19 protein-coding genes, 1 other RNA gene and 2 pseudogenes are annotated in these 26,004 nt (G+C 73.5%); 10 read left to right on the top strand and 12 right to left on the bottom strand.

Translation table 11 applies throughout. The features are described 5' to 3' along the window. Positions 1-50: 50 nt before the first annotated feature. The gene (locus ACWGH1_RS17385; protein WP_453356689.1) at positions 51-821 is read right to left on the bottom strand and encodes an ABC transporter ATP-binding protein; all 771 of its coding nucleotides are present in this window, start codon (positions 819-821) and stop codon (positions 51-53) included. Then, positions 814-1,737, bottom strand: a complete 924-nt coding sequence (locus ACWGH1_RS17380) for an ABC transporter permease (protein WP_453356692.1) — start codon at positions 1,735-1,737, stop codon at positions 814-816. Before ACWGH1_RS17380 ends, ACWGH1_RS17385 begins: the two co-directional genes overlap by 8 nt. Positions 1,738-1,896: 159 nt before the next feature. Here ACWGH1_RS17380 and ACWGH1_RS17375 point away from each other — a divergent pair, with 159 nt between their 5' ends. Then, the gene (locus ACWGH1_RS17375) at positions 1,897-2,541 is read left to right on the top strand and encodes a TetR/AcrR family transcriptional regulator (RefSeq protein WP_453356690.1); all 645 of its coding nucleotides are present in this window, start codon (positions 1,897-1,899) and stop codon (positions 2,539-2,541) included. On the opposite strand, the gene ACWGH1_RS17370 is transcribed toward ACWGH1_RS17375, so the two are convergent. The 5 genes from ACWGH1_RS17370 to ACWGH1_RS17350 all read right to left on the bottom strand — a co-directional run bounded on the left by ACWGH1_RS17370 (position 2,538) and on the right by ACWGH1_RS17350 (position 12,476). Next, positions 2,538-4,835 carry a bifunctional glycosyltransferase/CDP-glycerol:glycerophosphate glycerophosphotransferase gene (locus ACWGH1_RS17370; RefSeq protein ID WP_453408795.1) on the bottom strand — a complete coding sequence of 766 codons (2,298 nt, stop codon included), beginning with the start codon at positions 4,833-4,835 and terminating at the stop codon, positions 2,538-2,540. The two genes, ACWGH1_RS17375 and ACWGH1_RS17370, sit on opposite strands and share 4 nt — an antisense overlap. Before the next feature lie 110 nt (positions 4,836-4,945). After that, the gene (locus ACWGH1_RS17365) at positions 4,946-5,812 is read right to left on the bottom strand and encodes a carbohydrate ABC transporter permease (RefSeq protein WP_453355162.1); all 867 of its coding nucleotides are present in this window, start codon (positions 5,810-5,812) and stop codon (positions 4,946-4,948) included. Then, positions 5,809-7,122: a carbohydrate ABC transporter permease gene (locus tag ACWGH1_RS17360; RefSeq protein WP_453355163.1), complete on the bottom strand. Its 1,314-nt coding sequence runs from the start codon at positions 7,120-7,122 to the stop codon at positions 5,809-5,811. The genes ACWGH1_RS17365 and ACWGH1_RS17360 overlap by 4 nt, the downstream gene beginning before the upstream one ends. A 4-nt stretch (positions 7,123-7,126) precedes the next feature. After that, positions 7,127-8,530, bottom strand: coding sequence for an ABC transporter substrate-binding protein (locus ACWGH1_RS17355; protein ID WP_453355164.1), 1,404 nt, complete (start codon positions 8,528-8,530; stop codon positions 7,127-7,129). A gap of 136 nt (positions 8,531-8,666) precedes the next feature. After that, positions 8,667-12,476, bottom strand: a complete 3,810-nt coding sequence (locus ACWGH1_RS17350) for an FHA domain-containing protein (protein ID WP_453408794.1) — start codon at positions 12,474-12,476, stop codon at positions 8,667-8,669. 444 nt (positions 12,477-12,920) lie between these two features. Between ACWGH1_RS17350 and ACWGH1_RS17345 the strand changes: the two genes are divergently transcribed. After that, positions 12,921-14,615 carry a protein kinase domain-containing protein gene (locus ACWGH1_RS17345; protein WP_453408793.1) on the top strand — a complete coding sequence of 565 codons (1,695 nt, stop codon included), beginning with the start codon at positions 12,921-12,923 and terminating at the stop codon, positions 14,613-14,615. Positions 14,616-14,782: 167 nt separating this feature from the next. Continuing rightward, the gene (locus tag ACWGH1_RS17340; protein ID WP_453408792.1) at positions 14,783-16,039 is read left to right on the top strand and encodes a serine/threonine-protein kinase; all 1,257 of its coding nucleotides are present in this window, start codon (positions 14,783-14,785) and stop codon (positions 16,037-16,039) included. Between the two features lie 6 nt (positions 16,040-16,045). On the opposite strand, the gene ACWGH1_RS17335 is transcribed toward ACWGH1_RS17340, so the two are convergent. Further along, positions 16,046-17,086, bottom strand: a complete 1,041-nt coding sequence (locus ACWGH1_RS17335) for an isopenicillin N synthase family dioxygenase (RefSeq protein ID WP_453356311.1) — start codon at positions 17,084-17,086, stop codon at positions 16,046-16,048. Positions 17,087-17,402: 316 nt separating this feature from the next. Here ACWGH1_RS17335 and prfB point away from each other — a divergent pair, with 316 nt between their 5' ends. Further along, the gene (gene prfB / locus ACWGH1_RS17330) at positions 17,403-18,512 is read left to right on the top strand and encodes a peptide chain release factor 2 (RefSeq protein ID WP_453408791.1); all 1,110 of its coding nucleotides are present in this window, start codon (positions 17,403-17,405) and stop codon (positions 18,510-18,512) included. 170 nt (positions 18,513-18,682) lie between these two features. Here the strand turns inward: prfB and ACWGH1_RS17325 are convergent, their stop codons facing one another. Beyond that, positions 18,683-18,871, bottom strand: a complete 189-nt coding sequence (locus tag ACWGH1_RS17325; protein WP_453357429.1) for a hypothetical protein — start codon at positions 18,869-18,871, stop codon at positions 18,683-18,685. 222 nt (positions 18,872-19,093) lie between these two features. Here ACWGH1_RS17325 and ftsE point away from each other — a divergent pair, with 222 nt between their 5' ends. The 5 genes from ftsE (at position 19,094) to ssrA (ending at position 22,999) form a co-directional block, all read left to right on the top strand. After that, positions 19,094-19,783, top strand: coding sequence for a cell division ATP-binding protein FtsE (gene ftsE / locus ACWGH1_RS17320; protein WP_190182673.1), 690 nt, complete (start codon positions 19,094-19,096; stop codon positions 19,781-19,783). Between the two features lie 9 nt (positions 19,784-19,792). Then, entirely contained in the window at positions 19,793-20,755 is a 963-nt protein-coding gene (gene ftsX / locus ACWGH1_RS17315; RefSeq protein ID WP_453357428.1) for a permease-like cell division protein FtsX, read from the top strand. Positions 20,756-20,823: 68 nt separating this feature from the next. Next, the gene (locus tag ACWGH1_RS17310; RefSeq protein ID WP_453408790.1) at positions 20,824-21,996 is read left to right on the top strand and encodes a S41 family peptidase; all 1,173 of its coding nucleotides are present in this window, start codon (positions 20,824-20,826) and stop codon (positions 21,994-21,996) included. Between the two features lie 18 nt (positions 21,997-22,014). Next, the gene (gene smpB, locus ACWGH1_RS17305) at positions 22,015-22,500 is read left to right on the top strand and encodes an SsrA-binding protein SmpB (protein ID WP_453357525.1); all 486 of its coding nucleotides are present in this window, start codon (positions 22,015-22,017) and stop codon (positions 22,498-22,500) included. A gap of 110 nt (positions 22,501-22,610) precedes the next feature. Further along, positions 22,611-22,999, top strand: a transfer-messenger RNA (tmRNA) gene (gene ssrA, locus ACWGH1_RS17300). A 106-nt stretch (positions 23,000-23,105) separates the two neighbouring features. Here ssrA and ACWGH1_RS17295 read toward each other — a convergent pair. From ACWGH1_RS17295 to ACWGH1_RS17285, 3 genes and pseudogenes are all read right to left on the bottom strand, one after another. After that, a pseudogene (locus ACWGH1_RS17295) lies at positions 23,106-23,282 on the bottom strand (Txe/YoeB family addiction module toxin); the annotation flags it as partial. Beyond that, positions 23,209-23,540 (bottom strand): annotated as a pseudogene (locus ACWGH1_RS17290) (type II toxin-antitoxin system Phd/YefM family antitoxin). The pseudogenes ACWGH1_RS17290 and ACWGH1_RS17295, both read right to left, overlap by 74 nt. Continuing rightward, positions 23,531-24,874: an MFS transporter gene (locus ACWGH1_RS17285; RefSeq protein WP_453408789.1), complete on the bottom strand. Its 1,344-nt coding sequence runs from the start codon at positions 24,872-24,874 to the stop codon at positions 23,531-23,533. The pseudogene ACWGH1_RS17290 and the gene ACWGH1_RS17285 overlap by 10 nt, the downstream one beginning before the upstream one ends. Positions 24,875-24,957: 83 nt before the next feature. On the opposite strand from ACWGH1_RS17285, the gene ACWGH1_RS17280 reads away from it, so the two are divergent. Then, the gene (locus ACWGH1_RS17280; protein WP_453354853.1) at positions 24,958-25,923 is read left to right on the top strand and encodes a LysR family transcriptional regulator; all 966 of its coding nucleotides are present in this window, start codon (positions 24,958-24,960) and stop codon (positions 25,921-25,923) included. The last annotated feature ends 81 nt before the right edge of the window (positions 25,924-26,004 follow it).

Raw genomic sequence — 26,004 nt, 5'->3', positions numbered from 1 at the left:
GTCTTCGGCCTGATCAAGTTCCCCGGGGCCGCCCGCTTTTCCCGTGGGTCTCAGCCGGACCGGGTGAAGGCCTCGTAGGCGTCGCAGACCTCTTCGGCGGGGCCGTCCATGCGCAGGACCCCCGACTCCAGCCAGATCGCCCGGTCGCAGGTCTCGCGGACGGTGCCGATGGAGTGGCTGACGAGGAAGACGGTGCCGGCGCTCTTGCGCAGTTCCGCGATGCGGTCCTGGCTGCGCCGCTGGAAGGCGGCGTCGCCGGTGGCCAGGGCCTCGTCGATCATCAGGACGTCGTGGTCCTTGGCGGCGGCGATGGAGAAGCGCAGCCGGGCGCCCATGCCGGAGGAGTAGGTGCGCATCGGCAGGGAGATGAAGTCGCCCTTCTCGTTGATGCCGGAGAAGTCGACGATGTCCTGGTAGCGCTCGTGGATCTGCTGCTTGGACATGCCCATCGCGAGGCCGCCGAGTATGACGTTGCGCTCGCCCGTCAGGTCGTTCATCAGGGCGGCGTTCACCCCGAGGAGCGAGGGCTGGCCGTGCGAGTAGACGCGGCCGCGGGCCACGGGCTGGAGGCCGGCGATCGCCGCGAGCAGGGTGGACTTGCCCGAGCCGTTGGAGCCGATGAGGCCGATGGCCTCGCCCTTGTACGCGGTGAAGCTGACGCCCTTGACGGCGTGCACCTCGCGGACGCCGGGGGCGGGCTTGCGGGAGATGATCCGGCTCAGTGCGGCGGTCGCGCCGCCCTTGCGGGTGCCGGTGCCGTACACCTTGTAGATGACGTGGACATCGTCCGCGATGACGGTGGGGATGGCGGTGTCAGCCACGTCCGTACTCCTCTTCTGCCTTCCAGAAGAAGACGAAGCCGCCGAGGCCCGCGAGCAGGGCCCAGCCGATGGCGATCGGCCACACGTGGGGCGGGAGCGAGCCCGCCTTGAAGCTGTCGATCAGTGCGAAGCGCATCAGGTCGATGTAGACGGCCGCCGGGTTGAGCTGGAGGGCCGTCGTCACCCAGTGCGGCAGGTGGTCCGACTTGAGCGTCTGCTCGATGGACCACATCACGCCCGAGGAGTACATCCACGTGCGCAGGATGAACGGCATCAGCTGGCTGACGTCCGGGTTCTTGCTGCCGATGCGCGCCATGACCAGGGCGCAGCCGGCGCAGAACACGGCGCACAGCAGCAGGGCCGGGGCCGCGAGGAGCCAGGACGGCCCCGGTGTCTGGCCCAGGGCCAGCAGCAGGACGGCCAGTGCGCCCATGGTGACGAGCAGCTGCTGGAACAGCTGGATGACCGTGGACAGGGGCAGGGCCGCGCGCGGGAAGTGCAGGGCGCGGACCAGGCCGAGGTTGCTGTGGACGGCGCGGGTGCCGGTGTTGATGGAGCTTCCGATGAAGTCCCACACGAACACGCCGGTGATGAGGAAGGGGATGTAGTCGGCGACCTGGTGTCCGGCGTTCATGATCACGCCGAAGATGAAGTAGTAGACGGCCGCGTTCAGCAGCGGCGTGGCCAGGTGCCACACCTGGCCGAGCCGGGCCGTGCTGTACGTGGCCTGCATGCGGGCGGTGGCGTACGCCGTCACGAAGTGGCGGCGCTCCCACAGCTGTGCGACGTAGCGGGGGAGGCTGGGACGGGCGCCGCTGAGGGTCAGGCCGTGGGCGGCCGCCAGCTCTTGCGGTGTCATCGGTTCCGCTGTCACGCCTGCCGGTGTCTGGGGCGGCGGTGCGGTCACGGGGGGCACGGTCACGGTCACGGGGTCGCTTTCGACGGGGAGACACGTCGGACGTCGGACGGAACGGTTACGTATCGTCGTGACGCTGAGGGTAGGTCCCCTGGCGTTGAGACGCAACCGTATCGTCGTGACGGACCGGTGCCGCCCTGCGCCGTTATGCTCTGTGCCATGACCTCCGAGCCCGCCGCCCACGTGTCCGAGCCCGCCGCCGAGCCCACGCCCGCCCGCCGCGCCCCCGCCGGCGCGGCCGTCCTGCGCGAGGACGTCACCCGCGCGATTCGGGCGGCGGTCCTGGAGGAACTCGCGACGGTCGGCTTCGCCCGGATGTCGATCGAGGGCATCGCCCGGCGGGCGGGGGTCGGCAAGACGGCCGTCTACCGGCGCTGGAAGTCGAAGCTGCACCTCGTACTGGACCTGGTCGGCGCCTTCGCGGCCGACGGGCTCCCGGTACCGGCGACGGGCTCGCTGTACGGCGACGTACGGGCCCTGCTGGAGGTCATGTCCCACGTACTGCGCCACCCCGTGGCGTCGGCGGTGATCCCCGACCTGCTCGTGGAGGCGGCGCGCCAGCCCGAGATCGCCGACGCGGTGCGCGGCGCGCTGCTCGCGGGCGAGCGGGGCATGGCGGAGGGGATCGTCTCCGAGGCCGTCGCCCGCGGCGAACTGGCGCCGGGCACGGACCCGGGCCGGGCGCTGGACCTGGCGATCGGCCCGCTGTACTGGCGCCAGGTCGTGGTCCGCGACGCGGTCCCGGCCGCGTACCTGGACGAACTGGCCCGGTCGGTGGTGGCGGGCCTGAAGGCCGCCGCCTAGGGCCAGAGGGCCGGGCTCGGGGTGAGCTCTGCGGACGGCGAAGGCGTCGGCGACGACCGGGCCGGGGGCGCGGGCCTGCGGTCCTCCGGCGGGACCACGGCCGGCAGCGGCGCGGACTGCCCCAGGAAGACGTGGCGCACGACCCGCTCGGCCGCGTGACCGTCGTCGAACGTACAGAAGCGGGAACGGAACGCGGCGCGCAGCTGCGCCGAGCGCGAGCCCTGCCAATGCCCGGTGGCGAAGATGTCCACCAGCTCGTCCTCGGTCCGGGCGACCGCCCCCGGCGGAGCGTCGCGCAGGTCGAAGTACGTGCCGCGGGCCGCCTCGTAGGCCTCCCAGTCCTCCGCGTGGATCACGATCGGCCGGTCCAGGACCGCGTAGTCGAACATCAGCGACGAGTAGTCCGTCACCAACGCGTCCGAGGCGAGGCAGAGCTCCTCCACCGACGGGTGGCCGCTGACGTCCACCAGCCGCGGGTGGCCGTCGGGCTCCGGGCCCGCGCCCGCGTACGTCAGGTGGTCGCGGGCCAGGATCGTGAAGCGCGGGCCCAGGTCGCGCAGGACCCGCCCGAAGTCCAGGTGCCGCGGCCGGCTGCGCCGGTAGTCGCGGTGCGTGGGCGCGTACAGGATCGCGGTCGAGCCCGCCGGGATGCCGAGCCGGGCGCGCAGCTCGGCCACCTCGCGGGCGGTGGCCCGCAGGAAGACGTCGTTGCGCGGATAGCCGTACTCCAGCGTCGTGTACGGGGCGGGGACCGCCTTCTCCCACACCAGCGTCGAGTGCCGGTTCGCGGAGAGCAGGTAGTCCCACTGGTCGGCGCCGCGCAGCAGGCCAGCGAAGTCCGTCGTCGGGGCGGCCGCCGGCCGGTCCTGGAGGTCAAGGCCGACCCGCTTGAGCGGGGTGCCGTGCTGGGTCTGGAGCAGGACCTGGCCGGGGCGCTTGACCAGGGCCCGCTCGAAGTTGACGTTCGTCGTCAGGTACGTCGCGCGGGCCAGCGCGGTCCAGTACGCGGCCGAACCCGGCCGGAGCGCGGCCGTCTGCGGCGGGAGCGTCGCCGCGTGGGCGGCGTCGCAGATCCAGGCGGTGCGCATCCGGGGCGCCAGCTCGCGCAGCTTCGCCTCGATCGCCGCCGGGTTGCAGGCGTAGCCGCCGTGCCAGTACGCGGAGAACACCGCCAGCTCCGGGCGCAGCGGCAGCGTCCGCTGGATGCGGTAGTGCAGGCGCAGCGCCGCCTCGCGCAGCCCGCGCCCCGCCGCCGAGGCGCCGTCCGCGACCACCGGACCCGCCGAGCGGAGCGCGGACAGCAGCCGGTAGGTGCGGCGCAGCCCCAGCCGCATCAGGGCGTGCCGCACCCGGTCGGTGCGCGACAGCGACACGGGCCGCGGCTGCGGCCCCCGGCCCCGGTGGCGGCGCAGCAGCGCGGACGCCCGGCGGAAGAACTCGGCCCGGCTCCCGCGCGGCAGCCGGCGCGGGTCCGCGTACAGGGCGCAGAAGTGCTCCGCCATCCGCCGGTGCGCCACCGGTTGCCAGCGTGCCGGTCCGGGCCGCCCGGCGAGGTGGGCGAAGACGCGCTCGTACTGGTCGAAGACGTCGAGGTGCCGGCGGGTGCGGGTGGTCAGCACCGAACCGGTGCGGCGCCGGCGGTGGTGCACGCACACCCGGTCGAGCACGGCGAGGGACTCGGCTTCCAGCAGCGCCCGGTAGGTCCAGGGGATGTCCTCGTAGAGACCGGGCGGGAAGCGCAGGCCCGCGCGCTCCACGAACTCGCGGCGGTACGCCTTGTCCCACACCGCCATCGGCATGCCGAGCAGCGCGGGCCGGTCGGCGAGGCGGAAGCCGGCCGGGCCGTCCTGCGACAGGCGGTGCGAGCGCCGGTCGCGCACCAGCTCGCCGGTCCGGCAGGCGCGTGCGTGGTCGTAGACCAGGACGTCCGGGGAGCCGGTGTCCTTGAGCCGGTCGGTGACGGCCTGCAGGGCGCCCGGCGCCAGGGTGTCGTCGCCGTCGAGGAAGACCAGGTAGTCGCCGGTGGCCCGGGCCAGGCCCGCGTTGCGGGCCGGGCCCGGGCCGAGGTTGCGCTCCAGGTGCACGGCGCTCACCCGCGGGTCCCGGGCCGCGTACTCGTCGATGAGCACGCCGCAGGCGTCGGGGGAGGCGTCGTCGACGGCGATCAGTTCGAGGTCCCCGTACGACTGGGAAAGCACCGAATCCAGAGCCTCCTGGAGGTACGCCTGAACCTTGTACGCGGGCACGATGACGCTGAACCGGGGCACGGCACATCCAGGGGTCGGCGCGGGCATATGGCCCAGCAACCCCCCGTGCGGCGACCGGGTTACGCACCCGGGCGCATTCGGGTTACCCAGCGTCAACGACGCACGTCAACCGCATGATCACCACCTTTTGCGGCGGGTCACTTGATCGCCCCGGCCGTCACCCCCGACACGAACTGCCGCTGGAAGGCGAAGAAGACGACCAGCGGCACCACCATCGACAGGAACGCGCCCGGCGCGAGCACGTCGATGTTGTTGCCGAACTGCCGTACCTGCTGCTGGAGCGCGACGGTGACCGGCGGATGCGTGGAGTCCGCGAACACGAGCGCCACCAGCATGTCGTTCCACACCCACAGAAACTCGAAGATGGCCAGCGAGGCGATCGCCGGACCGCCCAGCGGCAGCACCACCCGGGCGAACAGCCGCAGTTCGCCCGCACCGTCCAGCCGGGCCGCCTCCAGCAGCTCGCGCGGGATCTCCGCGAAGAAGTTCCGCAGCAGGAACACCGCGAACGGCAGCCCGAAGGCGGTGTGGAACAGCACCACCCCGGCCGTCGTCTCGAACAGCCCGATGGCGCCGAACAGTTCCGACACCGGGATCAGCGCCACCTGCACGGGAACCACCAGCAGTCCCACGACGATCAGGAACAGCCAGTCCCGGCCGGGGAACTCCAGCCAGGCGAACGCGTACCCGGCCAGCGCGCCCAGCGTGACGACGAGCACGGTCGCCGGGACGGTGATCGCGACCGTGCTCAGCAGCGAGCCGGTGATCGTCTCGTTGGACAGCAGGTGCGCATAGTTGTCGGCGGTCAGCCGGGACGGCGCGCTCAGCACCTGCCACCAGCCGCCGTCGTTCAGGTCGGTGGACGAAAGGAACGAGGAGATCAGCAGGCCCAGCGTCGGCAGCAGCCAGAACAGGCCCGCGAGGACCAGGAAGACCCGGAGGGCTCCGCCGGCCACCCGGGCCGCCACGCCCTTCGACGACCGGGACCACGGTGCGGCGCTCATCGGCGGGCCTCCCGGCGCATCCGGCGGATGTTGTACAGCATGACCGGCACCACCAGCACCAGCAGCAGCACGGCGATCGCGCTGCCCAGCCCCTGGTCGGCGTCCGTACCGAAGGACGTGCGGTACAGCTGGAGCGCGAGCACGTTCGCGTCGTCCTGCACCGCGCCCGGCGCGATCACGAACACCAGGTCGAAGATCTTCATCACGTTGATCACGAGGGTGACGAGGACGACCGCCAGTACGGGCCCCAGCAGCGGCACGGTGATCCGGCGGAACACCTGCCACTCGTTCGCCCCGTCCACCCGCGCCGCCTCCAGCAGCTCGCGCGGTACGGCGGCCAGCCCCGCCCCGATCAGCACCATCGCGAACCCGGCCCACATCCACACGTACGCCCCGATCACCGCCGGGGTCACCAGCGTCGGACCCAGCCACGCCACGCCCGCGTACGCCTCGCGGAAGTTCGACGCGGGCAGCCGCAGCCGCGCCCCGTCGGCCTTCGCGGACAGGGTGAAGGTGCCGTCGGGGCCGGCCGTCGCCGTCTCCACCACCCGGCCGTCCTTGACCGCCTCGATCCGCATCCCCGCCAGGGCCGGCTCCGTGGGGTCGACCGTGTTCGTCCGGCCGCCGCCGCCCCGGGTGAAGTCCTGCCAGACCGTCCCGGTGACCTTGCCGGGCTCGGCGGCGGGGGCCCTGGCCGTACGGGTTCCCTCGGGCAGCGCGTCCGGGGCCACGCCGACCAGCGGCACCAGCACGGGCGCGCCCGCCCGTACCGGGTCACGGGTCTCGAACGCGCCGCCCGCGGCCGCCACCAGCGGGGAGTCCCGGCCCGGGCGCGCCTTGGGGAAGGCCGAGGACTGGGCGAACGTGTCGTGCACCCCCACCCACACGGCGTTCGCGACACCGCGGTCGGGGTCCTGGTCGTAGACGAGCCGGAAGATGATGCCCGCCGCCAGCATCGAGATCGCCATCGGCATGAACACCAGCAGCTTGAACGCCGTCCCCCAGCGCACCCGTTCGGTGAGCACCGCGAAGACCAGCCCGAGCGCGGTGGCGGTGGTCGGGGCCAGCACCACCCACAGCGCCGTGTTCTTCAGCGCGGTACGGATCGTGTCGTCCCGCAGTATCTGCACGTAGTTGTCGCCGCCCACGAACGTGTCGCCCGAGCGGTCGAAGAAGCTGCGGTACAGCGAGTACCCGATGGGGTGCACCACGAGCGCACCCAGCAGGACCAGCGCGGGGAGCAGGAACGCCGCCGCTATGAGGCGGCGGCGCCTGACCTCCCCCGCCCGTGAGACGTCGGGGGTCGCCACCGGGTCAGTTCCCGAACGCCTTGGCCGCGTCCGCCTCCAGTTTCGCCTGTGTGCCCGCCACGTCCGACGGGTTCGCCAGGAAGTCCTGGAGGTCCTTCCACTCACCGGCGCCCGGCGTCCCGCCAAAGGCCGCCGGAGCCTGGTCCGACATGTCGAAGCGGAAGTCGTCGCCCGCCGCGATCAGCGCCTTCGCGATGCCGCGCTGGATGTCGTTCGGGTACGCGGCCGGGTCCACCGACTTGTTCGGCGAGATGAAACCGCCCTCGCGGGCCTGGATCTCCGCCGCGTCCGCCGAAGCCAGGAAGGTCAGCAGCGCCTGCGCGCCCTTGGACTGCTTGAGCGCGACCGCCACGTCACCGCCGGAGACGACGGGCGCCTTGCCGCTGCCGACCGCCGGGAACGGGAAGACGAGCGCGTCCTCGCCGACCTTCGCCTGCGTCTGCGCGATGTTCACCGCCACGAAGTCACCCTCGAAGACCATCGCGGCCGCCGGCCGGTCACCGCCGGTGAAGGTCTGCGTCACCGACTTCGGGAACTCCGTCGCCAGCGCGCCGCTCTGGCCGCCCGCAAGGTAGTCCTTGCGGCCGAACAGCTCGGCGAGCGTCGTCAGCGCCTGCTTGACGCTGTCGTCCGTCCACTTGATCTCGTGCTTCGCCAGCTTGTCGTACTTCTCCGGGCCCGCCTGGGACAGGTAGACGTTCTCGAACCAGTCCGTCAGCGTCCAGCCGTCCGCACCGGCCACCGACACCGCCGGGGTGCCGGACGCCGAGAGCGTGTCCGCCGCCGCGATCAGGTCCTTCCACGTCTTCGGCGGCTGTACGCCCGCCGCCTCGAAGGCCTTCGCGTTGTACCAGACCAGCGACTTGTTGGCCGCCTTGTAGTACACGCCGTACTGGGTGCCGTCGACCGCGCCCAGCCTCTTCCAGCCCTGCGAGTAGTTCTTCTCCAGCTCGGCCTTGGCCTCCGGACCCACCGGCTGCGCCCACTTGTTCTGCACCGCCGAGACCAGCGCCCCGACCTGCGGGAGCAGCGCCACGTCCGGCGGCTGGCCGCCCGCGATCTTCGTACCGAGGAAGGTGACGATCGGGTCCTGGGCGGGAACGAAGGTGACGGTGGCGCCCGTGCGCTTCTCGAACTCCTTGAGGACCTTCGTGAAGTTGGCCTGCTCCGGGCCCGTCCAGACCGCCGCGACCTCCAGCTTCTCGCCGGTCAGCTGCGGTAACGCCACCCGCGGACTGGCGGATGGCCCGGCGCCCGACGGGGCGTCCGCCTTGTCGCCGCCGCCGCACGCGGTGAGCGCGAGCGTGCCCGTCGCCAGCAGGGCCGCCCAGCCGCGTGCCCTCTTACGGCGGCTCCCCTGGCGCCCCCTGCGGGCTTCCGTGTGGCCGGTTCCGTGCTCCCTGCGCATGGCTCTGCCCCCGATGCCGGTGTGCTCGTGGTGTGTTCCGTGCCACAAGGTCTACGCCGAGCGGCGCACCCCCGCAATACCGCGTCACGGGGTTGAGGGGGCCGGGTGGGGGTGCGCCATGCGGGGAGGGGCGGACTCAGGGGGCCGCCGGGAACAGGACCGGTATCGCGGAGACCAGGTGCGAGGCCCGGTCCAGGGCACTGGCCAGCAGTGCCAGGTCCGTCGGGCCGTTGCCCAGCTCGCGGACGGGACGGCGGGCCGGTGGATCACCCATCCGCTCCCACTCCACCGGGACCACGGTCGGCCTCGACGTGGCGGTCCGGGGGATCCGGCCGGTGACCCGGCCGCCCTGGAAGGGGACCGTCCGGCCGTCGGCGTGGTGCAGCAGGCCCCGGCCGGGACCCGGCTGGTCGGGGGCCTCCAGCTCCACCCGCAGGGAGGCCAGCCGGGCCGGTTCCGTCCCGGCGGTGCGGTCGGGACGGGCGCTGGTGGCCACCAGGTGCACCCCGAGCCGGCCGCCCTCGCGGGCCAGGCCCTCCAGGATCCGCACCACCGAACCGGCCGCCGGCCGGCCCGTACTGCCCAGGCCGGGCGCGACCAGCGCGTCGAAGTCGTCCACGAGGACCACCAGGCGCGGCAGCGGGCCGGGCCCGGCGGGGGCCGCGGTACGAGGGGCCGAGGCGCGCAGCCGCAGGGTCCCGGTGCGCTGGGAGTCCTCGCCGTCGATCGTGCCCGCGGCCCGGGCGGCGCTCTGGCCCTCTTCCGGGGCGGGCCGGCGGGGCGAGACCATCCGGTCCGAGACCTCGCGCCGGGCGTGCCAGTCGGCGAACGTCACCCCGTCCAGCAGCTCGTGCCGGCGCTTGAGTTCGGCGCCCAGGGCCTGGGCGAACTCGCGCATGCGCAGCGGGTCGGAGGCGACCAGGTGCGCCGACACGTGCGGCAGCTCGGTGCAGGGCAGCAGCCCCTCGCCGCGTTCGCCGCCGGCCCCGTCGATCAGCAGGAGGCCGAGCCGGTCGGGGCGGGCTGCGGCGCACAGGGAGGCGGCGACGGACCGCAGCAGCTCCGTACGGCCGCTGCCCGGCGGGCCCTCGATGAGCAGGTGCGGACCGTCGTGGACCAGCTCCACGCCGACGGGGCCGCGCCGGCCGGCGCCGAGCACGACCTCGGCGAGGCCGCCGACGGTCTGTCCCTGCCCGGTACCGGCCGCCCAGCGGGCCATCAGGGAGGCCGGGGTGGCCCGGGCCAGGCCGAGCTCGTCGAGCAGCCGGGAGGTCTGGGGCAGGCTGGCGGCGGCCGGACGGTAGCCGCCCGCGGCGGCCGGCTCGGCGCGCAGCGGGGCCAGCGCGCGGGCGAACCGCTCCGCCCAGGCGGCGGAGACGGCGTCGGCGACGGCGGTCTCGCCGGGTCGGACCGGCTTGCCGCCGCTGACCGGGAAGGTCCGTACGGCGGTGGCGACCTCGCCGCTGAGCACGGCGGCCGCGCCGCAGGCCCGGAAGGCGGGGGTGCTCGCGCAGGCGGCCTCGTACGTCTCGGCCAGGGGGCTGGCGGGCGTGGCGGCCGGGGCCTCGGCGAGCGCGAGGAGGTGGATGCCGGCAGCGGGTCCGTGCGAGGTCAGCCGGGCCGTGACCTCGCGCAGGTGGCCGGTGCCGGGGTCGCCGTCGAGGACGACGAGGGTGTACGGGCCCTCGTACGCGGCCGCAGCCCGGCGTACGGCGTCGGACCCGGCGGTGGCCCAGCCGGTGCCGAGGGGGCTGTCGTCGAGGCGCCGGGTCAGCTCGCCGGTGCGGGCGGCGGCCTGTTCGCGGTCGTGGGCCAGCAGCAGGCGGCAGTGCTGGCCGTGGGCGGGGCGGACGTGCGGGAGCCAGCCGAGCCAGCTCCAGTCCGTGGTGGCGTCCATCGCGAGCAGCACGATCTCCAGCCGGGCGGGGGAGTGCAGGGCGGCGAGCTGGGCGATCACGGAACGGGCGACGCCGGTGCGGCGGGCGCGCGGCCCCGCGATGCCGAGCGCGCCGGCTTCGCGCAGGTCGACGCGGCTGCCGGCGCCGAGGCCGACGTCGAGGGCGCCGGGCGGGCGGGACCAGAGCCGGCCGGTGGGGCCGAGGGCGGCGAGCAGCAGCGCGGCGGGGTCGTCGGCGGCGGGCGGCACGGCGGCCGGGGCCTCGGCCTCGACGGCGGGCTCGGCGATGTCCTCGCCGCGCACCCACTTGCGCGCCCAGGCCCCGATCCCACGCCGCCGCCCAGCTCCGGCGGGCACGACGGACCCCCCGGCGGTGGGCCACACGGCGGCCGGCGCCCCCATCCTCGGTGCCCCGCCGACGATCGCGGCCCCCTCCGGCGCGGAGCGGGCGGCTGCGCCGCCTGGGCCGGGGGCTTCATGGCGCGGGGCGCCGCCGTACTGGGCTCCCGGCCCCTGCGGAGCCGGACGGGCGGCTGCGCCGTCCCGCCTGTGCGCGTGGTGCGGCGCCGGGTCGCCGGGGGCACCGGCGGGCCGGGTTCCCGGTCCCTCCGGGGTGTTGCTTCCGGCGGAGGCGTCCCGCCCGTTGGGGGCGTGGGCGGGCCGGCCCGCACCGGGGTGGCCGGGCTGACCGCCGGCGGAAGCGTGCGGTGCGGCGGGGGTGTCCGGTCCCTCCGTGGCGTGGGCCGACCACGCGGTACCGGCGTTGCCGGGGTGGCCGCCGGCGGAAGCGTGCGGTGCGGCGGGGGTGCGGTCCGTGCCCGGCCCTTCGGGGGCGGGGGCGGGCTGCGCCGGGCCTCCGGTGTGCCGGCCGGCGGTGGGCCACGCCGTGCGGGACGCGCCGGAGTGGTGCCCGCCACGCGCTGCCTCCGGCGCGGGGCCGGTCCACGCTCCGCCGGGCGAGCCGGCGGACTGGGTGCCGGGGCGGAGCCCCGGAGCGGGGTCGGGGGCGGAGCCCCCGTTTCGGGAAGGGGCGGGGTGGGGGATCCGCCCCGGCGGGCCACCCCGCCCCGCCCTCTCGTACGCCCCCGCCTCGGGCCCGCCCGGGTCGCCGTAGCCCGCCGCGCCCTGGCCGCGCGAGGCCTGCCGGGCCGCGCCCGGGTCGCTGTACGCGCCCGCGCCGCGTCGGTCGTAGTGGTTCGGCGTCTCCGCGCCGGGGGCGCTCTGGGCGCCCGTATCCGGCCGGGCCGCCTCCGGGTTGCTGTACGTTCCCGCGCCGCGTCGGTCGTAGTGGTTCGGCGTCTCCGCGCCGGGGGCGCTCTGGGCGCCCGTATCCGGCCGGGCCGCGCCCGGACCGCCGTCGCCCGCGGCCGCCCCCCGCCCTCCGTCGGAGACCCCCGGCAGGGCCAGGTGGCCCTCCATGTCCGGCGTCAGCGGCAGGATCGACTCCGTGCCCCCCGCGGCCAGCCGCAGCGTCGATTCGCCGATGCGCAGCAGCGCCCCCGGGGCCAGCGGTACCGCCCGGGCCCCCACCGGGACGCCGTCCAGCGTCGTGCCGTTCGTCGAGCCGAGGTCGGCCACCGTCACGCGCCCGTCCGCCCGCACCGTCACCGCGCAGTGCAGCCGCGACACGTCCGGGTCGTCCAGCGGTACGTCCGCGTCCGACGAGCGCCCGATCCGGACCGCCCCGGGGTGCAGCAGGTGCACCCCGCCCGCGTCCGGACCGGCCACCACCCGCAGTTGCGGCGCGTCCAGCCCCTCCTCGGGCAGCGCCGGCACGACGTCCGGTACCGGCACGTGCAGCGCCAGCACGGCCCCGTCCACCAGCGGCGGTTCGCCCAGTATCCGGCGCTGCGGGTCGAGCCGCTCGGCGCCCGCGTACAGCACCACCGTGCCCCCCGTGTCCGGGCCGCCCACGGTCGCCGCGAGCGCCGAGGCCACCGCGGCCAGCGCGGTACCGGCGGGCGCGGTGACGAGCACGTCACAGCCGGCGGGTGCGGTCGCGGTCTGGTGGCCGCTGCGCGACCCGAGGACGGTCAGCCGGATCTGCATCGCCGTCAGCGGTCCCTTCTGCGCGGAGCGCAGTGCACGGTGCGCGCGCCCGGGAGAGGGAACGGCCGGGCGAGCCCGCCCGATCACCCCCCGCCCGGCACGGACGCGTCGTCCGGTCAGGTCTGCCGGAAGGCAGGGCTCCCGTCCCGGCTTTCCGTACGGGTGCATCCTCGCACCTGTCACCGACAACACGCCCGGACCCCGGCAATAAATGATCTTGATTGATCATCGCCCCGCGCGCTCATCGCACACATACGGTCAACGGCCTGCCGAAAATCGCCTCCGGCATACCCCGCAAAACTCACCCTTCGCACATATGTGCGGCAACCAACCTCCGTCGCCCGGCGTCTTCCCCCGGGACACCCCCTAGAGTGGGCCGGAAAACACAGCTCGGAATCATCCGAAACCAGACGACAGAAACACGACAGCAGGGGAGCGCGAGACGTGCGGCCAGTGGGCAGCAAGTACCTGCTTGAGGAGCCCCTCGGGCGCGGCGCCACGGGTACCGTCTGGCGGGCCCGCCAGAGGGAGACCGCCGGCGCGGAGGCGGCCGTCGCCGGGCAGCCCGGCGAGACCGTGGCCATCAAGGTCCTCAAGGAGGAGCTGGCCCAGGACCCGGACATCGTCATGCGCTTCCTGCGCGAACGTTCGGTCCTGCTGCGCCTGACGCACCCCAACATCGTCCGCACGCGCGACCTCGTCGTCGAGGGCGACCTGCTGGCCCTGGTCATGGACCTGATCGACGGTCCCGACCTGCACCGGTACATCCGTGAGAACGGTCCGTTCAGCCCCGTCGCCGCGAGCCTGCTGACCGCGCAGATCGCGGACGCCCTCGCCGCCAGCCACGCCGACGGCGTCGTGCACCGGGACCTGAAGCCCGCCAACGTCCTGCTCGACGAGCGCCACGGCCAGATGAAGCCGATGCTCACGGACTTCGGCATCGCCCGCCTCGCCGACTCCCCGGGCCTGACCCGCACGCACGAGTTCGTCGGCACTCCCGCCTACGTCGCGCCCGAGTCCGCCGAGGGCCGCCCGCAGACCTCCGCCGTCGACATCTACGGCGCCGGGATCCTGCTCTACGAACTCGTCACCGGCCGCCCGCCGTTCGCCGGCGGTACGGCGCTCGAAGTGCTCCACCGCCACCTCAGCGAGGAGCCGCAGCGCCCGCCGAGCCTGCCCGAGCCGGTCTGGACGGTGATCCGGCACTGCCTGCGCAAGGAGCCGGACGAGCGTCCCGGCGCCGAGAGCCTGGCGCGCGGCCTGCGCGTGGTCGCCTCCGGCATCGGCGTGCACTCCTCGCCCGCCGAGGTGGAGGCCGCGCTCGGTGTCGGCGCCCTGCTCGCGCCCGACCCCTCGCCCGCGCCCGTACCGGCGACCCCGGGGTCCGCGGACCCGACCCAGGTGCTGCCCGCGGGCGCGTCCTCTCCGATGGGTGCCTACGACCCCAACGCCATGACCAGCGTGATGCCGCCGGTCGGCGGTGCCGACGCGACGACCGTGCTGCCGAGCACCGGGGCGCCGGCCGCCGATCCGACGTCCGTCATGCCGCCGGTGGAGCGGCCGGACCAGCCGCACCCGTGGCAGTCCCAGATGCAGGCCGCCCGGGACCGCAACGAGCAGACGCAGGTGCAGTACCTCAGCCCGGACGAGGACCCCCTGCGCCGCCGCCCGCAGCGGCAGGCGCCCCCGCAGCCCCAGCAGCCCCCGTACCGGCAGCAGCCGCCGCGGCAGCAGTACCAGCAGCCGCAGCAGTACCAGCCGCAGCCGCCGCCTCAGTACCAGCAGCCTCCCCAGTACCAGCCCCAGTACCAGCAGCCGCAGCAGCAGCAACCCCAGTACCGGCAGCAGCCGGTCCGCCCCCAGGCCCCGCCGCCGCAGCCGCCGGCCCCCCGGGAGCCGCGCGAGCCGCGCCGCCGCAGTGCCAACCCGGTCCGGATCCCCGGGCTGGGCTGCCTCAAGGGCTGCCTGGTGATGATCCTGCTGTTCTTCGTGGCGGGCTGGCTGGTGTGGGAGCTGACCCCGCTCCAGGAGTGGGTCGGCACCGGCAAGGGCTGGTGGGACCAGCTGTGGTCCTGGGGCCGGGACGCCTCCGACTGGATCTCCGGCCTCGGCGACTCCACCGGCGGCAGCGGTTCCTGAGCCACCGTCACGACCGTCCTGCTGCCGACTTCGTGGATTTGTCGACTTCTGGGACGTGTTTTCGCCCGCAGAAGTGAAGGTCGCCGCGAATCGGACCCCCTACTGGCCTAAAACCCGCACCCGGCCGCGTAGCTTTGGTGCGTACGCCAGCCGCTGAGGGAGCAGTCGTGGCACGGAAGATCGGCAGCCGGTACACCGCGCACCAGATCCTTGGGCGCGGCAGCGCGGGCACGGTGTGGCTGGGCGAGGGGCCGGACGGGCCCGTCGCCGTCAAACTGCTGCGCGAGGACCTCGCGTCCGACCAGGAGCTGGTCGGACGCTTCGTCCAGGAGCGCAGCGCGCTGCTCGGCCTGGACCACCCGCACGTCGTCTCCGTCCGCGACCTCGTCGTGGACGGCGACGACCTCGCCCTCGTCATGGACCTCGTGCGCGGTACGGACCTGCGCACCCGCCTCGACCGGGAGCGGCGGCTGGCCCCCGAGGCGGCCGTGGCCATCGTCGCGGACGTCGCCGACGCGCTGGCGGCCGCCCACGCGGCGGGCGTGGTGCACCGCGACGTGAAGCCCGAGAACGTACTGCTGGACATGCAGGGCCCGCTCGGCCCCGGCGGCGCGCATCCCGCGCTGCTGACCGACTTCGGCGTCGCCAAGCTGATCGACTCTCCGAGGCGGGCGGGGGCCGGCCGGGCCTCCGCGCCCAGCACCCGCATCATCGGCACGCCGGACTACCTGGCCCCGGAGATCGTGGAGGGCCTGCCCCCGCGGGCGGCGGTCGACATATACGCGCTGGCCACCGTGCTGTACGAGCTGCTGGCCGGGTTCACCCCGTTCGGGGGCGGCCACCCCGGCGCTGTGCTGCGGCGGCACGTCACCGAGACGGTGGTCCCGCTGCCCGGGATCCCGGACGAGCTGTGGCAGCTGATGGTGCAGTGCCTGGCCAAGGCCCCGGCCTCGCGGCTGCGGGCCTCCGAGCTGTCCGCCCGGCTGCGCGACCTGCTGCCGCTGCTGGCCGGGATGCCGCCGCTGGACGTGGACGAGCCGGACGACGCGGAGCCGGAGCCGGCGGAGGCCGAGGAGGCGCTCCCCGCCGACCTGACCCGCAGGCGGGGCGTGGTGCCGCTCGTGCCCGGCTCGGCCACCGACTCGAACCGGGACACGCACACCTCGATGCGGGTGCCGGGCCCGGACGAGCTGGCGGGGGGCGCGCTGGGCACCGCCCGGGTGCCGCGCCCGGCCGGCGGCCATCGGCCGGGCTCCGCGCGGCACCGGGCCGAGGCGGTGCGCAGGCGCCGGCTGATGCTGTCGGTGTCGGCGGTGACGCTGGCCGCGGCGGTCGGCGTCGGCACGTGGCTGGCGGTGTCGGGCAACTCCGACGGCGCCCCGGCCGACAAGGACGTCGAACACTCCGCCCCGGCCCGCCCCTGACCGACCCTATGCCGGAACCAGCTCCGGGTGCCAGCGGCGCGCCACCCCGGGGTGGGCGCGGACCCAGCCCTTGAGCTCGTTGCGGCCGTACTCGGCGTGCAGCGGGTTCGACGCGTCGTGCGCCACGCCGGGCGCCGCACGCAGGTAGTCGCCCGGCACCGTCTCCACCACCGCGTCCAGCCGCGGGTTGTAGAAGAACGGCACCGAGAACCGCTCCACCGCCCCCGGCGGGCTCACCACCCGGTGGTCGGTGGCCGTCAGGTAGCCCTCCGTCGCGATCTCCAGCAGCTCGCCCAGGTTGACGACGAACGCCCCCGGCCGCGGCGGGATGTCGACGTAGCCCCCGTCCCGCACCACCTGGAGGCCGCCCACCGAGTCCTGGAGCAGCAGGGTCAGGAAGCCGTAGTCCTTGTGCGCGCCGACCCCCTGGTCCGCGCCCGAAGGGGCCGATCCCGGGTAGCGGATCAGCTTCGTGTGCAGGTGCGGCCGCTCGGCGAAGGCCGCGTCGAAGAAGTCCGGCGGGGCGCCGATCGACGCCAGCAGTTCCCGGAGGAGCCGGTGCGCGACGGAGGCGAGCCGCGCCTGCCAGTCCAGCACTGCCTCGCGCAGCTCCGGCAGCGCCTCGGGCCACTGGTTGGGCCCCTCCAGCCACAGGTACGCCGGGTCGTCCGGCCCCAGCTCCGGCGCGGGCCGCTCCGCGCCGACGTCCAGCTGGTCGCGCCAGTCGGAGGAGCCGCCCGTCAGCTCGTGCCCGATCCGGGTGTAGCCGCGGAAGTGGGGCGAGTTCAGGTTGCTGACGGCCAGCCGGTCGGCCTCGGGGAGCTCGAAGAAGGCCCGGGTCAGCTCCAGGATGCGGGCGGTCTCGCCCTCGCTTATGCCGTGCCCGGTCAGGTACAGGAACCCGGTGTCGCGGGCGGCGGCGTGCAGCTGCTTGAGGAAGTCGGCGCGCTCGGCGGGGTCGTCCGCCCGGGACAGGTCGATGACCGCGAGCGAGGGGACGGCGGAGTCGAGCGGGGAGGAGGAGGCAGAAGGGTGCGCGGACGGCATGACGGCTCCGTTTCGGATGTCACGGGGTCCTGTTCCCCGGAGGTGGCGGGGCAGCGGGTGGGGAAGGCCGTCGGCAAGGGTGGCGCCGGGAGGCCGCGTAGCCGCGTACAGGACCGAAGTCGGATCGGGTCTGATCAGGCTTGTGCGAGGTCCGGCGGCAGACAGCTCGTGGTGGTGACACGCATGTGGTCCACATGGCGGCGCTTCACGAGTAGAACGGTCATACGGTGAGCGTACGCCCGTACCCGCCTTGATCTGTACGGGCCGAACCGGCCTGGCCGGAGAGTGCGGCCGGAGGACCGGCTACGCTGGACCCGTGGCAGTCGTCGATGTTTCCGAAGAGTTGAAGTCCCTCTCCTCGACCATGGGGTCGATCGAGGCCGTCCTGGACCTCGACAAGCTGAGGGCAGATATCGCCGTGCTCGAGGAGCAGGCAGCCGCGCCGTCCCTGTGGGACGACCCGGAGGCCGCCCAGAAGATCACGAGCAAGCTTTCGCACCTCCAGGCCGAGGTCCGCAAGACCGAGACCCTGCGCGGGCGCATCGACGACCTCTCGGTGCTCTTCGAGCTCGCCCAGGAGATGGACGACGCGGACACCCTCGCGGAGGCGGAGACCGAGCTGGTCTCCGTGCGCAAGGCGCTGGACGAGATGGAGGTCCGGACCCTGCTCTCCGGCGAGTACGCCGAGCGCGAGGCCCTGGTCAACATCCGCGCCGAGGCCGGCGGCGTCGACGCCTCCGACTTCGCCGAGCGCCTCCAGCGCATGTACCTGCGGTGGGCCGAGCGGCACGGCTACTCCACCGAGATCTACGAGACCTCGTACGCGGAAGAGGCCGGCATCAAGTCGACCACCTTCGTGGTCAAGGCCCCGTACGCCTACGGCACCCTCTCCGTCGAGCAGGGCACACACCGCCTCGTGCGGATCTCGCCCTTCGACAACCAGGGCCGCCGCCAGACCTCCTTCGCGGGCGTCGAGGTGCTGCCGGTCGTCGAGTCCAGCGACCACGTCGAGATCGACGAGGGCGAGCTGCGCATCGACGTGTACCGCGCCTCCGGCCCCGGCGGTCAGGGCGTCAACACGACCGACTCGGCGGTGCGCATCACGCACCTCCCGACCGGCATCGTGGTCTCCTGTCAGAACGAGCGTTCGCAGATCCAGAACAAGGCCAGCGCGATGAACGTGCTCCAGGCCAAGCTGCTGGAGCGGCGCCGCCAGGAGGAGCAGGCCAGGATGGACGCCCTCAAGGACGGCGGCAGCTCCTGGGGCAACCAGATGCGGTCCTACGTCCTGCACCCGTACCAGATGGTCAAGGACCTGCGGACGGAGTTCGAGGTCGGCAACCCGCAGGCGGTGCTCGACGGCGAGATCGACGGCTTCCTGGAGGCCGGCATCCGCTGGCGCAAGCAGCAGGAGCAGACCGCGTAACCACCGGACATGGCGGGGGCCCGGACACCAAAAAGTTTTCCGGGCCCCCCCCCCGCCCCGGGGGGCCCCACCCCCCCCCGCATCCGGGTCACCCCGGACACCATGAGGTGTCCGGGCCCCCGCCGTCTCGCGTGGTGCGCAGACGTCTGTGATCGGGACGCGGCGGAGGACTACGCGGTCCTGGCCACCACCGCCAGGGCGGCGACCAGCACCACCAGCAGCGCGATGAGCGCCATCGGGTTCATGCCTGCGAAGGGGCTCTCCTGCTGGAGGCGCTCCCGGTTCGCCCGGCACACAGGGCAGCGGCCCTGGCTCACGGGTGCGGCGCAGTTCGCGCACACGAGCCGGTCATATGTCATGCGCTCCTCCTCTCGTCCCCTGCTACAACGGTGCGGGGAACGAGTCCGTTCCCCCTACCACTGTGCCAGCTTCGGCGACATTCGGCGCGGCCCGTCCGGGCAATCGGGCTTCGGTCCCCCGGGGCCCCGGGACATATCGGGCATCTCCGGATGCCGGGCCCACACCCCGCGCCCGTTCGCGTATGGTCACGCACACCTACTCCCGGCGACCGTGGTGCACCCGTGATCCGATTCGACAGCGTCTCCAAGTCCTACCCGAAGCAGAGCCGCCCCGCACTCAGAGATGTCTCTCTGGAGATCGCGAAGGGCGAGTTCGTCTTCCTCGTCGGCTCCTCCGGCTCCGGCAAGTCCACGTTCCTGAGGCTGGTGCTGCGCGAGGAGCGGGCGAGCCACGGCCAGGTACACGTCCTGGGCAAGGACCTCGCCAAGCTCTCCAACTGGAAGGTCCCGCACATGCGGCGCCAGCTGGGCACCGTGTTCCAGGACTTCCGGCTGCTGCCCAACAAGACGGTGGCGGAGAACGTCGCCTTCGCGCAGGAGGTCATCGGCAAGCCGCGCGGCGAGATCCGCAAGGCCGTCCCGCAGGTCCTGGAGCTGGTGGGCCTGGGCGGCAAGGAGGGCCGGATGCCCGGTGAGCTGTCCGGCGGCGAGCAGCAGCGCGTGGCCATCGCCCGCGCCTTCGTCAACCGCCCGGCCCTGCTGATCGCGGACGAGCCGACCGGCAACCTCGACCCGCAGACCTCCGTCGGGATCATGAAGCTGCTGGACCGGATCAACCGGACCGGCACCACGGTGATCATGGCGACGCACGACCAGCAGATCGTGGACCAGATGCGCAAGCGCGTCATCGAACTCGAACAGGGCCGTCTCGTGCGCGACCAGTCGCGCGGCGTCTACGGCTACCAGCACTGAAAGGACGCCATGCGCGCCCAGTTCGTCATGTCGGAGATCGGCGTCGGTCTCCGTCGCAATCTCACCATGACCTTCGCGGTCATCATTTCCGTGGCCCTGTCGCTGGCCCTGTTCGGTGGCTCCCTGCTCATGCGCGACCAGGTCAGCGCGATGAAGGGGTACTGGTACGACAAGGTCAACGTCACCGTCTACCTCTGCAACAAGAGCGACGCGCAGGACGCCGCCGACGCGCAGAAGGACGCCGGGGGCGCCGGGGGCGGCGGCAGCAAGGCCTGTGCCAAGGGGGCGGTGACCCCCGAGCAGAAGCAGCAGATCGAGGCCGACCTCAAGAAGATGGACCTCGTGCAGAGCGTCACGTACGAGTCCTCGGACGAGGCGTACAAGCACTACAAGGAGCGGTACGGGCAGACGGCGCTGGCCTCGGTCGTCACCCCCGACCAGATGCCGGACTCCTTCCGGGTCAAGCTCAAGAACCCGGAGAAGTACCAGGTCATCACGTCCGCGTTCGCCGGCCGGGACGGCGTGCAGTCGGTGGCCGACCAGAGCTCCGAGGTGGACAACCTGTTCAGCCTCCTGGGCACCCTCAACTGGGCGGCGCTGGGCATCATGATGATCATGCTGATCGTGGCGCTGCTGCTGATCGTCAACACGGTGCGCGTCTCGGCGTTCAGCCGTCGGCGGGAGACCGGGATCATGCGGCTGGTGGGCGCCTCCGGCTTCTACATCCAGGTCCCCTTCATCATGGAGGCGGCCGTCGCCGGTCTGATCGGCGCGGGGCTCGCCTGCGTGATGCTGGGCGTCGGGCAGTACTTCGTGATCGACCACGGGGTGGACCTGCGGCACAAGCTCGAACTGATCAACTTCATCGGCTGGGACTCCGTCCTCACCAAGCTGCCGTTGGTGCTGGTCGTGGGCCTGCTGATGCCCTCGCTGGCGGCCTTCGCCGCGTTGCGCAAGTACCTCAAGGTGTGACGAGCGCCCCCGTGTGAGGTGTGCTCAACGCAGCGTGCGCACACGGGCCTTGTCCTAGACTCGGCGCCATGCCGGGTCCCCCCGCCCACTGTCTCCGGCCCCGCGACCTGCGTCGCGGGGCCGCTTTGACGTTGGCCTTCCTCGCGGCCGTCACCGCGGCCGCCGGCTGCGGCTGCTGGGGTGCGGACGATGCGTCCCCCCGGTCGGCGGGGGTGGCGGCGGCCGAAGCGCCCCGCACGGCGGGCACCGCCGACCGGGACGCCGTGGCCCGGGCCGTCGCCGAGGCCGTGGCCGAGGGCAAGTCCGGCAAGCGGGCCGCCGAGGAGGAGGTCAGCCGCAGCGGCGACCGCTGGGGCGCCGTCTACGACCCGGCCGAGTACGCCGCCTTCGCCGACGACCTCGACGGCCACTGGACCGGAGTCGGAGTGTGGGCCCGGCGCGGCCGCGACGGCCGGATCGAGGTCGACCGGGTCCAGCCCGACAGCCCCGCCGCGCGGGCCGGGCTGCGCGCCGGGGACCGGCTGCTGGACGTCGACGGCCAGGACGTCACGGGCCGCCCCGTCACCGACGTGGTGGCGATGCTGCGCGGTGAGGCCGGAACCCCGGTGGTGCTGGACCTGAGCCGGGACGGCGCGGTCCGCCACGAGACGGTCCGCCGCGAGCGGCTGAGCGCCGACCCGGTGACCGTACGGCGGCTCGCGGACGGCACCACCGTCGTCAAGGTCGCCTCCTTCACCCGGGGCTCGGGCGAGCGCGTCCGGGACGCCGTCCGCGCGGCCCCGCCCGGTGCGGGGATGCTGCTGGACCTGCGCGGCAACCCGGGCGGGCTGGTCGCCGAGGCCGTCACGGCCGCCTCCGCCTTCCTGGACGGCGGGCTCGTGGCGACGTACGACGTACGGGGCTCCGAGCGCGCCCTGTACGCCGAACCGGGCGGCGACACCGCGCGGCCGCTGGTGGCCCTGGTCGACGGGGGCACGATGAGCGCCGCCGAGCTCGTCACCGGCGCCCTCCAGGACCGCGGCCGCGCGGTCCTGGTCGGCACCCGCACCTTCGGCAAGGGCGCGGTGCAGATGCCGACGGAGCTCCCGGACGGCTCGGTGGCGGAGCTGACGGTGGGCACGTACCGCACCCCGGAGGGCCGGAACATCGACGGGCGCGGCATCGAACCCGACCTGACGGCGGCCGACGGGGCCGAAGACCGGGCCCTGCGGGTATTGGGTGGCCTCGGGGTGGGTCCATAGTGCGAAAATGACCGCACTATGGCAAAGGAAAAAGGGCGGAAGCTGATCGCCCAGAACAAGAAGGCGCGGCACGACTACACGATCCTCGACACCTACGAGTGCGGTCTCGTGCTCACCGGCACCGAGGTCAAGTCCCTGCGCCAGGGCCGGGCCTCCCTCGTCGACGGCTTCGTGTCGGTGGAGGCCAACGAGGCCTGGCTGTACAACGTGCACGTGCCGGAGTACAGCCAGGGGACGTGGACGAACCACAGCGCCCGGCGCAAGCGCAAGCTCCTGATGCACCGGGAGGAGATCGACAAGCTGGAGCGCAAGGCGGACGAGTCCGGCCACACGATCGTGCCGCTGACGCTGTACTTCAAGGACGGCCGGGCGAAGATCGAGATCGCGCTGGCGAAGGGCAAGAAGGAGTACGACAAGCGCCAGACGCTGCGCGAGAAGCAGGACACCCGCGAGACGAACCGCGCGGTCTCGGCGATCCGCCGCAAGCAGCGCGGCACGGTGTAGCCCGCCCGGCGGACCCGCGGTTAAACACCTGGCATCCCGTGGTCCACTTCGCGTACCATGGGGTTCAGCACCGCACCGCCCCCGGGTGGCGCGGTTTGTCAAAAAAACATGGGGATGATCGGTTTCGACAGCGGATGTCGATGCAGGGGAAGCGAGCCGAGGAAGCGGCAATGATCTCGTAAACCCTATGTCGCAAAAAATAATCGCCAACACCAAGAGCGATAACTCCCGCTTCACCCTCGCTGCCTAATAACAGTGAGCTGAAGCCTCTGTGAGGAGCGTCAGCCCGGAAGTGGTCCCGGTCCGGATCCTGGCGTCAACTAGGGATCTAAACCTCTAGCCCCGGTCACGGGGGCCTGAGGGAAACCAAACAGTGACTGAGCCCGTCGGAGACTTGTCCGTGTGATCTCCGGGGCCGAGAAAAGCGCAGCGGACTGCGCTCGGAGAAGCCCTGCTTCTGCACCGTTGGACGCGGGTTCGATTCCCGCCATCTCCACTCATCCCATGTGGGCGAAGGCCCCGCAGTCGTCAGACTGCGGGGCCTTCGTCATGCCGGGGCCGGCGGAGCCGGCGCCCCCGTCGGGCCGCCCGGGCCGGCCCGGAGGTCAGTAGTGGTAGCGGGCCTTGAGGATCTTCACTTCCTTCTCATCGGCCCGGTACACGAGGCGATGCTCGTCGTCGATCCGGCGGGACCCATAGCCCGAGAGGTCACCTTTGAGGGGCTCGGGCTTCCCTATCCCGGCGAACGGGTCCCGCTGGATCTCCCCGACGAGACGGGTGATCCAGTTCCCGCAGCTCGTCCATGGTCTTGGCCACGGCGGGGGCCCCGCCCGGTCGCGGGCGACCGCCTCCATCAAGCGCTGTGCGTTCGTCGGCGACCGCAGTAGGTAGACGGTCTCCTGCCAGGAGTCGTAGTCATCGGCGGACATCAGGACGGCGTCCCCGTGACGAGAGGTGATGCGGACGGGATCGTGGTCGGTGTTCACGCGCTCGATGAGCGGAAAGAGACTTGCCCGTGCTTCCCTGGCGCTTATCGACATCGTCCGCTCCCGGTTCGTCCCACGCGATTGAGACTCGTACCAGGTTTCCGTACCTCGACGGTACTGGAATCCGGTACGGCTCTTCCGATCGGGTGGACGGTGACGAGCAGGGCCAGTAGCGCGGCCGCCGGGGGGAGGGCGTAGGCGGTCGGGGCGCCGAGGTGGTCGATCAGGGGGCCGGCCGTGGCCGAGCCGAGGGCGATGCCGGCGAGGATCGCGGTGACCGCGAGGGTCATGCCCTCGTTGAGGCGGCCCTTCGGGGTGACGCGGTGGACGCGGGACATCGCCGTGACCATCGTTGGGGCGGTGGCGATGCCCGCCAGGAGGAGCGCCGCGGCCAGCAGCGGCAGGGAGCCCGCCGACGCCGCCGCCCAGGGCAGGGCCATCGCCCCGGCCAGCGCCGCCAGGCAGGTGGTCTGGGACCGCGGGCGCAGGGCGCCGTAGCGCAGGCCCGCCGCGCAGGAACCCAGCGCCTGGAGGGCCAGGACCGGCCCGGAGGCGGCGCCGAGGCCCAGGGCGCCGAGGTGGGCGATCGAGGTGACCTCCATCGCCCCGAACATCGCGCCGAGGGCGAGGAACACCGGCAGCAGCGGCGCCACCGCGCGCAGCGCCGAGCCGGGCGGGCGCAGCGCCGACACCGGGGGCTCGGTGGCGCGCCGGGACGTGAAGAGCAGCATCCCCGTGAGCAGCAGGGCGGCCCCCGTGAGGGTGCCGGCCTCGGGAAAGACGGCCGAGCAGAGGAAGGCCGCGACGACCGGGCCCAGCATGTAGCACAGCTCGTCGGCGGCCTGTTCGAAGGACATCGCCGTGTGGTGTTCGGCGGGGCGCCCGCGCAGCAGGTGGCTCCAGCGGGCTCGGGACATGCCGCCGGTGTTCGGGGTGGTGGCGGTCGCCGCGTACGAGGCGAACAGGGTCCAGGCGGGGGCGTGGGTACGGACGCTCAGCACCAGCGAGAGCGAGCCGAGGACCGCGATCAGCGTGGCCGGGACGGCGATGCGGGCCTGGCCGTGGCGGTCGACCAGCCGGGCCGTCCAGGGCGCCACCAGCGCGGTGGCCGCCATCCCGGTCGCGGTGACGGCGCCGGCCAGCGCGTACGAACCCCGCTGGCCGGCGATCATCATCACCGCGCTGATCCCGAACATCCCCATGGGGAGCCGGGCGAGGAGGTTCCCGGCGGTGAACGCGCGCGCCCCGGGCACGGCGAACAGCCGCCGGTACGGGCCGGGCTCCCGGACCGGCCGGTGCGAGGGGCGCGTCGAGAGCGGTGCGGCATGCACGAGGGTGGAGCCCGAGACGGTCATGAGGGGGCTGCGGGTCGGGGTGGCGTACGGCATGGGAACAGGCTCGCGGTGGCCCGCCCCGCGGTCCAACACCTGTTCCGGGGCGATTCACCGCCTTTCGTTGTTAGTCTCCCGGGGTGATCCCCCGCGATGTGGAACCCCGGCTGCTGCGCGGCTTCGTGGCCGTCGCCGAAGAGCGCCACTTCACCCGCGCCGCGGCCCGCCTGTACGTCGCGCAGCAGGCGCTGAGCCGGGACGTACGGCGGCTCGAACAGCACCTCGGCACCACCCTGTTCCTGCGCACCACCCGCGCCGTGGAACTCACCGCCGACGGGGAGCGGCTGCTGGCCCCGGCCCGCAGGGTGCTCGCCGCGCACGAGGAGCTGGCCGCCGCCTTCGCCGGCCCCCGGGCACTGCTCGTCGACCTGAACACCGACGGCCCGAGCACCGCCCGGACCGTGCTGGAACGCGCCCGGGAACTCGCCCCCGCCTGCGAGCTGATGGCCCGCTTCGAGAGCGGCCTCACGCACGCCGCCGCCGAGATCGCCGCCGGGCGCCTGGACGTGTCCTTCGGCTACGCCGCCGGCCTGGCCCCCGCGCTGCGCGCCCGCCTCGCGCACCGCCCCGTGCGGTACGAGCCGCTCGCCGTGCTGCTGCCCGAGGGGCACGCGCTGGCCGGGCGCGGCGTCGTACCGCTCGCGGCGCTGGCCGGGGAGACCGTGTACGCCGGGGCCGGGAACCCAAGGACCCTGGAATGGACCGGCCTCGCGCGCGAACTCTTCGCCGGGCGGGGCATCGCGCTGGCCCCGCCCGCGCCCGTGGCCGTAGGGAAGGACGAGTTCCGCCGGGTCATGGCCAAGACCCGCAACCCGGTCCTGGTCACCGTCGACTTCCCCGACGTGCCCGGCTGCGCGAAACGGCCGCTGGTCGACCCGGTGCCGCTGTCCCCGCTGTCGATGGTGTGGCGCAAGGGCCTGGCCCACCCCGGTCTCGACGCCCTCCACCAGGCCGCCGCCACCGCCGCCGCCGCCCGCGGATGGCTGGACGTGCCCCCCGGCGCCTGGCGCCCGGCCGCGCTCACAGACGTACCCGGCGGCGGGTGAGAGCAAGGTTTCCCGGCGGTCATCAGCCGGGGACCGGAGCCGAAACGCGCCGTTCCTACGGTCGTCACCACGGACGCGACA

It is taken from the genome of Streptomyces sp. NPDC054883 (assembly GCF_053610645.1).
This window is presented reverse-complemented; position numbering and strand designations above follow the sequence as displayed.

Bases quoted from the DNA above. Each gene is read 5' to 3' on its own strand.
- ACWGH1_RS17375 (WP_453356690.1), top strand. From the start codon at position 1,897: ATGACCTCCGAGCCCGCCGCCCACGTGTCCGAGCCCGCCGCCGAGCCC.
- ACWGH1_RS17370 (WP_453408795.1), bottom strand. From the start codon at position 4,835: ATGCCCGCGCCGACCCCTGGATGTGCCGTGCCCCGGTTCAGCGTCATC.
- ACWGH1_RS17365 (WP_453355162.1), bottom strand. From the start codon at position 5,812: ATGAGCGCCGCACCGTGGTCCCGGTCGTCGAAGGGCGTGGCGGCCCGG.
- ACWGH1_RS17355 (WP_453355164.1), bottom strand. From the start codon at position 8,530: ATGCGCAGGGAGCACGGAACCGGCCACACGGAAGCCCGCAGGGGGCGC.
- ACWGH1_RS17350 (WP_453408794.1), bottom strand. From the start codon at position 12,476: ATGCAGATCCGGCTGACCGTCCTCGGGTCGCGCAGCGGCCACCAGACC.
- ACWGH1_RS17335 (WP_453356311.1), bottom strand. From the start codon at position 17,086: ATGCCGTCCGCGCACCCTTCTGCCTCCTCCTCCCCGCTCGACTCCGCC.
- ACWGH1_RS17325 (WP_453357429.1), bottom strand. From the start codon at position 18,871: ATGACATATGACCGGCTCGTGTGCGCGAACTGCGCCGCACCCGTGAGC.
- ftsX (WP_453357428.1), top strand. From the start codon at position 19,793: ATGCGCGCCCAGTTCGTCATGTCGGAGATCGGCGTCGGTCTCCGTCGC.
- ACWGH1_RS17310 (WP_453408790.1), top strand. From the start codon at position 20,824: ATGCCGGGTCCCCCCGCCCACTGTCTCCGGCCCCGCGACCTGCGTCGC.
- smpB (WP_453357525.1), top strand. From the start codon at position 22,015: ATGGCAAAGGAAAAAGGGCGGAAGCTGATCGCCCAGAACAAGAAGGCG.
- ACWGH1_RS17285 (WP_453408789.1), bottom strand. From the start codon at position 24,874: ATGCCGTACGCCACCCCGACCCGCAGCCCCCTCATGACCGTCTCGGGC.